Annotated in this window: 1 protein-coding gene; it reads left to right on the forward strand. The window is 61.2% G+C overall.

Annotated elements, in window-relative coordinates:
• The coding region (locus SB847_RS21020) for a glycosyltransferase (protein ID WP_410578552.1) at window positions 1-245 on the forward strand (245 nt) is incomplete at its 5' end.
• Window positions 246-273: the final 28 nt, after the last annotated feature.

The raw sequence follows: 273 nt of genomic DNA on the forward strand, positions 1-273 counted from the left end.
GTGTCATCTGCCCCGCGCCAAAGGACGAGCGCGGATATACGCGCGCCAATCCCCGGCAGTTCGCGGCGGAGATGAAGCGATTGATGGACGCGCCCGAGGAGTTGTCAGAAGTTGGCCGCCTTGCGCGCGAACGATGGATGCAGCAGTTCACATGGGCCCGCATCGCGGACCGCTACGAGTCCATCTTGCGTGGATCTGAAGCCGTGTATCGGGCGGATGACTCTGTTGAGCGGTCTGTGACGTAGAGAACGCGGTTGTCCTGGTGAAAATAGC

It is taken from the genome of Bacillus sp. SIMBA_026 (genome assembly GCF_046535335.1).
Lineage (GTDB): Bacteria > Bacillota > Bacilli > Bacillales > Bacillaceae > Bacillus > Bacillus velezensis.